Here is an 8376-nt window from a genome sequence, read left to right as displayed (position 1 = left end):
TACAGACGTTGATCCATCGAATGAACCAAACCGCCCACATATCTCTTCAGATATCAAATTTTCAAACAGCGTTGAGACAAAAGAAACTGAGATGCGCCCTAACTTCTTGGCGCGCCCCGCCTCTAATACCTCGAATTCTTATCCGCCTCGTGATCCGAACCACCGCGCTTCCGCTGCCGTCCGCCCCGTCTGGCGCCCCAGCGGTGCGTCTCAGCGCCGCCGGTAGAGGGGGTTCTAAGGTTAGTGGGGCAAAGCCGCAAGCAGAAAGTTGAGAAAAGATGAGATTTCGGGGAACTTTTCGGCAAGAGGCTGAAATGGCGTGCTAATTTCCATAGGAACTGGCCCTGCGCTTCGCCGCGATGGCAGCATGACACTGGTAGAACCCTCCATGACCGCGTGAATCATCTCCGAGTGGAGCGCCATAGAGGGGATGCTGAGTGAATCGCCCCGAGGCAGCGCGACTCGCTGAACACTTGCGCGGTGACGGGCCTTGGGTGAGTAAGCCTACAAAGAATAGATTGCCGCAGACCGCCATAGCCTTAAAGGCACGGCCCTGCCTCTCGCGGATGCAGGACTCCGCAAAAAAGAAGAATACGCCCGCGCGGCTTCGTCGTTAATTTAGGGAAATGTGGCAGGGGCTGAGGGACTCGAACCCACGACCCTCGGTTTTGGAGACCGATGCTCTACCAACTGAGCTAAACCCCTATGCCGGTGGCTTGGGTAGTCGCAAACGGGCGGCGGATCAAGAGCAGATCTGACCTTTCCGCCGATATTCTCTTCTTTGGGGAACATTGAGCGCTCAGCTTACGTTTTCCCGTCGAACCAAGCCCGAAATTGGAGGACGACCGATGACTATGAACAATCTCAAAGACGTCTACACCGACCAACTGCAAGACCTCTATTCTGCCTGCAAGCAATCGCTCGAAGCGACCAACGCTCTGGGCCGCGCAGCCGAGGACAAAGAGTTGAGCGAAGCGCTGATCGACGGCAGCAATGGAATCGCCAAGGGCATGGATGTGCTGAAGTCCATCTGCGCCAAACATGACCTCGACCCGGAAGGCGAGCACTGCCACGGGATGGAAGGCCTCGTGAAAGAGGCGCATAAACATGTGCTGGAGGAGGATTTTGGCGACAGCGATGCCCGCGATGCCATGATCATCACGCAGTATCAGCGGATGGTGCACTATGCTCTGGCGGGCTACGGTTGCGTTGTCGCCTTCGCCAATCGTCTGGGCGAAAACGAAGATGGTGCACAACTGCAAGAGCAGCTTGATCACACCTATGATGGTGACCGCCGCATGACAGAGATCGCGACCAAAGGTGGGGTGAACGCTGACGCCGCTTGATTGCGGTTGAATTAGAATGATGAAAGCCGGCTCTTACGGGGGCCGGTTTTTCTGTTTCAGGGGGTCGCATACCCTGCCGAAGCAAAAGGCCGCAGCAAACGCTGCGGCCTTTCGAATATCTGGACCGTGGTCCCCGGTCAGGCCGGGGGGTGGGCTCTCATCGCTCCTGCGGAGCAACTGCCGGCCACCGGGTCCGTTCCGAAATCACTCAGTGATTTTGGAAACGACGCCCGCGCCAACAGTCCGGCCACCTTCGCGGATCGCGAAGCGCAGGCCGTTTTCCATGGCGATCGGTGCGATCAGCTCAACGCCGAAGGACACGTTGTCGCCAGGCATGACCATCTCGGTGCCTTCTGCCAGCTGAACGGTGCCGGTCACGTCAGTTGTACGGAAGTAGAACTGCGGACGGTAGTTCGCGAAGAACGGCGTGTGACGGCCACCTTCCTCTTTGGTGAGGATGTAGGCTTCGGCTTCGAACTTGGTGTGCGGTGTCACGGAGCCGGGCTTGCAGAGAACCTGACCACGCTCAACGCCGTCACGCTCAACGCCGCGCAGCAGGGCGCCGATGTTGTCGCCAGCTTCACCACGGTCCAGCAGCTTGCGGAACATTTCCACGCCGGTGCAGGTGGTTTTCTTGGTGTCGCGGATGCCGACGATTTCGATTTCGTCGCCAACGTTGATCACACCACGCTCGACACGGCCAGTCACAACGGTACCACGACCGGAGATCGAGAAGACGTCTTCGACCGGCATCAGGAAGGGCTGGTCCACGGCACGCTCAGGTGTCGGGATGTAGGCGTCAACCTCGGCCATCAGCTTCTTGATGGACTCTTCGCCGATCTCGGGCTTGTTGCCTTCCATCGCCGCCAGAGCGGAACCTGCAACAACGGGAATGTCGTCGCCGGGGTAGTCGTAGGAGGACAGCAGTTCGCGGATTTCCATCTCGACGAGCTCGAGCAGCTCTTCGTCGTCAACCTGGTCAACTTTGTTCATGAAGACGACCATGGCGGGGATGCCAACCTGACGGCCAAGCAGGATGTGCTCGCGGGTCTGGGGCATCGGGCCGTCGGCCGCGTTCACAACCAGGATCGCGCCGTCCATCTGCGCCGCACCGGTGATCATGTTTTTCACATAGTCAGCGTGGCCGGGGCAGTCGACGTGGGCGTAGTGACGGTTCTCGGTCTCATACTCGACGTGCGCGGTCGAGATGGTGATGCCGCGGGCCTTCTCTTCGGGCGCGCCGTCGATCTGGTCATACGCTTGGAAGTCACCGAAGTACTTGGTGATCGCCGCGGTCAGCGTGGTTTTACCGTGGTCAACGTGGCCGATCGTGCCGATGTTGACGTGCGGTTTGGTGCGTTCAAACTTTGCCTTTGCCATGGTGGCGCCCTTTTAATTGAGGGGCCCCAACGGGGACCCGAACCCTATCTGGCGGGCGATGTATTGGGTTCGAGCGGTAAAATCAAGCGGGACTTGCGTCTTGGCGCCACTTAAAGCCCACCGTGGGCCTGCCGCATCGGTCGGGCGCGCCTCGGCTATGGGCTATTTATCCTTCGGCTCCCCTGCGGGGGACAGGGCTGTGCCGCCGTTGAACCACCCCTCTTCGCGGTTTTGCTTGACCAGATAGGTCTCGATCGCCTTTGCGGCGTTCTGGCTGAGGTTCTTCAACTGCTCCTCGGCGGATTTGGTATAGCCCGAGCCCACCACCGGCCCCTGATCGAGGGATTCGAAGACGGTGATCTGATGCGGCTCGGGGTTCAGCTTTTTGTTCTTGGCGTCGTCCCAGACCGTCAGGTTGAGGATCAGGATCGATTTGGGGGCAAAGACTAGCGGGATGCCCGGCTGGGCCAGAACGTAGCCCTCGACGCTGATGCCGAAGTGGTAAAGCCGCTCGCCCTCGTAGCGATCAAAGCGTTCGGCAGTGGCGGCGCGCACGGCCTCGGCCAGTTCTTCCTTGCTCACCTCGCGGCTGAGCGGCCCCTTCTGCGCCTTGGGCGCCACCACGATATTGTGGTGCAGATTGAAATCCCCCAGCGGGGTCGGCGCCTTGTCGAGGTCGGATGCCCCGTTGCAGGCGGCCAGCGTCGCGACGAAGGTCAACAGGGCAAGAACTCTCAGCATGGGCGATCCCTCAGGGGTGTTAAGGTTTCGAAAAGGGGTAGCCGATGGGCCCAAGGGGCGCAATCATTTGCCGCAGTTGCGCAGTCCCCGGGCCGGTCTATCTTGGACTGAGAGTGAGGACAGCGAGATGACCCAAGCCCGCCCCCTGCCCGTTCGCGTGCCGCTCGTTACCGAGCCTGTCGGCATGCTCGGCAGCCTGCAGATGGCGCGGCGCAACGTGCTGAGCATCATTCCCAAGATTGCCACGAAGCAGCCCATGGTCTCGGGCAAGACCGGCAAGCGCTGGCATATGGTGATGGACCCCGGCGCGATCCGGCAGATTCTCCTCGACCGGTTGGAGGATTACCCGAAATCCGACGTCACCAAGAACCTGCTGCGCCCGGCCATCGGCGAGTCGCTTTTTATCGCCGAGGGCGCGCATTGGCGCTGGCAGCGCCGCGCCGCCGCCCCCGTCTTTTCGCAGCGCAACGTGCGCAACCTCGCCCCGGTGATGAGCGCCGCCGCCGCCCGCTCGGCCGAGCGCATCGCCGCCGCCGGGCCGCGCGCGGTCAACATGCTCGACGAGATGGTAACGACGACCTTCGACGTGATCGGCGACGTGACTTTCTCCGGCGACGGCACCTTCGACCGCGACAAGGTGCATGGCGCCATCGACGACTATATCGCCGAGGCCGGCAAGATCAGCCTTTACGACATCCTCGGCCTGCCCGACTGGCTGCCGCGCCCAGGGCGGATGATGTCCGGCCAAGCGCTGAAGCAAATGAAGGCCATGGCAGATCAGGCGATCGAGGCACGGGTTGCGCGCGGCCATGACGGCACGCCCGACCTGCTGGACCTGCTGCTGGAGGGCGAAGACCCCAAGACCAAACGCCAGATGAACACCGGCGAGCTGCGCGACAACCTGCTGACCTTCATTGTCGCGGGCCATGAAACCACGGCGCTGACGCTGGCCTGGTCGATGTATCTGATGGGCTTTGACCCCGAGATGCAAGAACGTGCCCGCGCCGAAGTGCACGCCGTGCTTCAGGGCCGTGCCTGCACCGGCGAGGACGTGGATAAACTACCCTTGGTGCGGATGATCATCGACGAGGCGCTGCGCCTCTACCCTGCCGCCGGGATCATTTCGCGCACGGCGCAGAAGCACGACACGCTCTGCGACCGGGAAATCTGGCCCGGTGACACGGTGATGATTCCGATCTACGCGCTTGGCCGCAACGAATTGCTCTGGGAGGACCCGGATGCCTTCCGGCCTGAGCGTTTCGCCGACCGCAAGGCGATCGACCGCTACGCCTATCTGCCCTTCGGGGACGGGCCGCGCATCTGCATCGGGGCGAGCTTTGCGCTGCAGGAGGCGGTGATCATCCTCGCCACCCTGCTGGGGCGGTTCAAATTCACCCCGGTGCCGGGCCGCGACCCGGAGCCGGTGATGATCCTGACCCTGCGCCCCGAGGGCGGCGTCTGGATGACCGCCGAGCCGCTGGACTGACCGCGCCCCGAGGGGCGCGGGTGTTTCACGTGAACTTGTTGTCGCGCGGGAAGCCGCGGGGGGCCATGCGGCCCGAGCTTGCGCGCTTGCCGGTCCATTCCGCCAGATCGGCCTCGGTCCGCGTGCGGCCCGCCGGGTCCTGCCAAGTGAGACCCGCCTCGCGCGTGAAGGTAATGGCATCCGACAGGCCGCCGTCCTTGAACTTCTGCAGCCGCACACCCTTGCCCCGGCCCATCTCGGGCAGCTCATCAAGGCCGAAGACCAGCACCTTGCGGTTCTCGCCCACCGTGGCGACGCTATCGCCGGTGACGGGGTGACAGACCAACGCCGTGACCCCCTCGCCGCGCACGTTCAGCACCTGTTTGCCGCTGCGGGTCTGGGCCACAACGTCATCCTCAGGCACGACAAAACCGTCGCCCGCGGTGGAGGCCACCAAAAGCTTGCGTCCCGGCTGGTGGATGAAGAGCGAGACGATCTGCACCTCGTTGGGCAGATCGACCATGAGGCGCAGCGGCTCGCCCATGCCGCGCCCGCCGGGCAGGTTGGCGGCGGAGACAGTGTAGAACCGCCCGTTCGAGCCGAAGACCAGCAGCCGATCCGTCGTCTCGGCATGGAAGATGAAGCGCGGGCCGTCGCCGTCCTTGAACTTCAACTCGCGGTTCAGGTCGATATGGCCGGTCATGGCGCGGATCCAGCCCATCTGGCTGCAGACCACGGTGATCGGCTCGCGGTCGATCATCGCCTCGATCGGCACGTCTTCGACCTCTCCGGCGGTGTCGAACTCGGTCAGACGCTGGCCGCGCTTCACGCCGTCGATCACCCAATCCTTGCCGAACTGCTTTTTCGTCGCGCGCAGCTGGTCGGCGATGGTGGACCATTGCAAGTCCTCGCTTTCCAGCAGGTCTTCGAGCCCCGCACGCTCGGTCATCAGCGCGTCACGCTCGGCCACCAGCGCGTCTTCTTCCAGACGCCGCAAGGACCGCAGCCGCATGTTGAGAATCGCCTCGGCCTGCACATCCGAGAGCCCGTTCTCCCGGCCCGCGTAGCTGTGCGGCACCGCGCGGGTGTCGCCGCTCTCGGCCAGAACGCCGGTGGCCTGCGCCTCGGCATCGGCGATGACCGCCAGTTTCGAGACATCGACCCCCGCGAGCGGCGAGACATAAGCCGCCTCGTCCATGGCGCGGCTGAGCGTGTCCTGATGCGCACGGCTCCAGTCCTCGTACATCAACGCGGCCTTGGGGTCTTCGTCGTAGCGGATGATCTCGATCACCCGGTCGAGGTTCAGAAACGCCGTGATCAGGCCCTGCAACACCTCAAGCCGGTGGTCGATCTTGTCCATCCGGTGCCGCGAACGGCGCTGCAGCACCTCGCGCCGGTGGTCGAGGAAAGCGCGCAGCACTTCCTTGAGCGAACAGACCTTGGGCGTCTGCCCGTCGATCAGCACGTTCATGTTGAGCGAGAATCGCACCTCCAGATCGGAGTTGCGGAACAGCATCCCCATGAGCACATTCGGTTCGACGTTTTTGGACCGCGGCTCAATGATCATGCGGATGTCTTCGGCGGATTCGTCGCGGATGTCGGCGAGAATCGGGATCTTCTTGGTCTGGATCAGCTCGGCGATCTTCTCGATCAGCTTGGACTTCTGGACCTGATAGGGAATCTCGGTGACGACGATCTGCCACGCGCCACGGCCCAGATCCTCGACCTCCCAACGACAGCGCAGCCGGAAGGAGCCGCGACCTGTGCGATAGGCATTGGCGATGTTTTCGGGCGGCTCGACGATGATGCCGCCGGTGGGGAAATCGGGGCCGGGAACGTAGTTCAAGAGCGTGTCGTCGCGCGCGTCCGGCGTCTTGATCAAGTGGATACAGGCGTCGCAAAGCTCGGCGATGTTATGCGGCGGGATGTTCGTGGCCATGCCTACGGCGATGCCCGATGAGCCATTGGCCAAAAGGTTCGGGAACTGCGCGGGCAGCACCGCAGGCTCGGTCAGCGTGCCATCGTAGTTCTCGCGGAAGTCGACGGCATTCTCGTTCAGCCCTTCCAGCATCGCCTCGGCCACGGCGGTCATCCGCGCCTCGGTGTAGCGCGAGGCCGCCGGGTTATCGCCGTCGATGTTGCCGAAGTTGCCCTGCCCGTCGACCAGCGGGTAGCGCACGTTGAAATCCTGCGCCAGACGCGCCATCGCGTCGTAAATCGCGGCATCGCCGTGCGGGTGGTAGTTACCCATCACGTCGCCCGAGATCTTTGCCGATTTGCGGAAGCCCCCGGTGGACGACAGCCGCAGCTCGCGCATGGCGTAGAGGATGCGGCGGTGCACCGGCTTCAGCCCGTCGCGCGCATCGGGCAGCGCCCGGTGCATGATCGTGCTCAGCGCATAGGTCAGGTAACGATCCCCCAAGGCGCGGCGCAGCGGCTCGGACAGGTCATTCGGGTCGAGTTCTGGGGGTGTGCTTGTGTCTGACATGACGGGTCTTTTAGCCAAGCACGCCAGAGCGGGCAAGCGACAGATTACCCGCAAACGACTCGGCAAAATGGCCGCCTGCACGGTTTCAAGTGAGAAAAAAGCAATACTTTCCGGCTATGCGAATTCTTGCCAATCGGAAATGAACCATTCGCGAGGTTTCGCGTTGGTCTCTCAACAGCAACGTGGTTTGACACGGGACGAGGAACAGCAAAAATGAAACGGTTCATCTTTTTGACATTTGGTTTCATGGGCTGGGCATTCTACGAGATGAGCGGCGGTGCCGATTTCGTGCCCGCAGGCCCGCAAACGGCCAGCGCCGAAGCGGCTGAGGCGGCCCTGATCGCCAGCGCCACCCCCTCTTCCAACCTTGTCACTGCCACTGCCGCGAACGCGGCCCGCAAGGCGGAAAGCCCGATCATCCCCTTCGCCGAACGGACCCCTGCGCGTGATGCCACGGCAACCCGCGTGGCGCTGAACCTCACGACGCTGAGCGACCTGCCGCAGGCCAATGACGGGATGGTGCAAAAGGCCGCGGCCACCCCTGCGGACCGTGCCGGGGCGAAAGTGGTGAAGGCCAAGGCCGTCAGCACCCCTGCCCCCAAAGTGGAAAAGGCCGCTTACACGACGACAAGCGCCAATGCGCCCGCTGTCATCCCGAGCCTGATCGAAGGCGCTGACAACGGCGCGAGCTTTGTCAGCACGACCCAGGCCGACATCCGCGAAGTCAACGGCACCCGCGTCAATGTCCGCGGCGGTCCGGGCACCAACTTCGGCGTGGTCGGCAAGCTCGGCAAAGGCGACGCTGTCGAAGTGATCGAAGACAATGGCGCAGGCTGGGTGCGTTTCCGCAGCGTCGACGGCAGCGAATCCGGCTGGATGGCTGACTTCCTGCTCAGCAACGGCTAACTTGCCAATCCCATAGCATCGCGCGATGAAGGGCCTTTCACACGAAGGGC

7 protein-coding genes and 1 tRNA gene are annotated in these 8376 nt (G+C 62.8%); 4 read left to right on the top strand and 4 right to left on the bottom strand.

All coding sequences use genetic code 11. The features are described from left to right. Nucleotides 1-629: 629 nt before the first annotated feature. Nucleotides 630-705 (bottom strand) — tRNA-Trp (locus ACGYLX_RS08710). A 143-nt stretch (nucleotides 706-848) separates the two neighbouring features. On the opposite strand from ACGYLX_RS08710, the gene ACGYLX_RS08705 reads away from it, so the two are divergent. Further along, nucleotides 849-1346, top strand: coding sequence for a DUF892 family protein (locus tag ACGYLX_RS08705; RefSeq protein WP_067260565.1), 498 nt, complete (start codon nucleotides 849-851; stop codon nucleotides 1344-1346). A 204-nt stretch (nucleotides 1347-1550) separates the two neighbouring features. On the opposite strand, the gene tuf is transcribed toward ACGYLX_RS08705, so the two are convergent. Both tuf and ACGYLX_RS08695 read right to left on the bottom strand, forming a co-directional pair. After that, the gene (gene tuf / locus ACGYLX_RS08700) at nucleotides 1551-2726 is read right to left on the bottom strand and encodes an elongation factor Tu (protein ID WP_067260569.1); all 1176 of its coding nucleotides are present in this window, start codon (nucleotides 2724-2726) and stop codon (nucleotides 1551-1553) included. 162 nt (nucleotides 2727-2888) lie between these two features. Continuing rightward, entirely contained in the window at nucleotides 2889-3467 is a 579-nt protein-coding gene (locus ACGYLX_RS08695) for a hypothetical protein (RefSeq protein WP_168612486.1), read from the bottom strand. Between the two features lie 127 nt (nucleotides 3468-3594). On the opposite strand from ACGYLX_RS08695, the gene ACGYLX_RS08690 reads away from it, so the two are divergent. Then, a complete protein-coding gene (locus ACGYLX_RS08690) occupies nucleotides 3595-4953 on the top strand; it encodes a cytochrome P450 (protein ID WP_168612487.1) in 1359 nt (452 codons plus the stop codon). Between the two features lie 25 nt (nucleotides 4954-4978). Here the strand turns inward: ACGYLX_RS08690 and ACGYLX_RS08685 are convergent, their stop codons facing one another. After that, complete coding sequence (locus ACGYLX_RS08685; RefSeq protein ID WP_168612488.1) at nucleotides 4979-7420, bottom strand: DNA topoisomerase IV subunit A; 2442 nt, start codon at nucleotides 7418-7420, stop codon at nucleotides 4979-4981. Between ACGYLX_RS08685 and ACGYLX_RS08680 the strand changes: the two genes are divergently transcribed. Together ACGYLX_RS08680 and ACGYLX_RS08675 are read left to right on the top strand one after the other, a co-directional pair. Continuing rightward, on the top strand, nucleotides 7410-7637 hold the full coding sequence (locus ACGYLX_RS08680; RefSeq protein WP_168612489.1) for a hypothetical protein: 228 nt from the start codon (nucleotides 7410-7412) through the stop codon (nucleotides 7635-7637). The two genes, ACGYLX_RS08685 and ACGYLX_RS08680, sit on opposite strands and share 11 nt — an antisense overlap. Continuing rightward, nucleotides 7634-8326 carry an SH3 domain-containing protein gene (locus ACGYLX_RS08675; protein WP_168612490.1) on the top strand — a complete coding sequence of 231 codons (693 nt, stop codon included), beginning with the start codon at nucleotides 7634-7636 and terminating at the stop codon, nucleotides 8324-8326. The genes ACGYLX_RS08680 and ACGYLX_RS08675 overlap by 4 nt, the downstream gene beginning before the upstream one ends. Nucleotides 8327-8376 lie beyond the last annotated feature (50 nt).

Origin of the sequence: Sulfitobacter sp. 1A13496, assembly GCF_043557225.1 — a bacterium.
In the GTDB taxonomy this organism is placed as follows: Bacteria; Pseudomonadota; Alphaproteobacteria; order Rhodobacterales; family Rhodobacteraceae; genus Sulfitobacter; species Sulfitobacter faviae.
The sequence above is the reverse complement of the archived record's forward strand: the minus strand, read 5'-3'. Positions and strand labels throughout refer to the sequence as shown.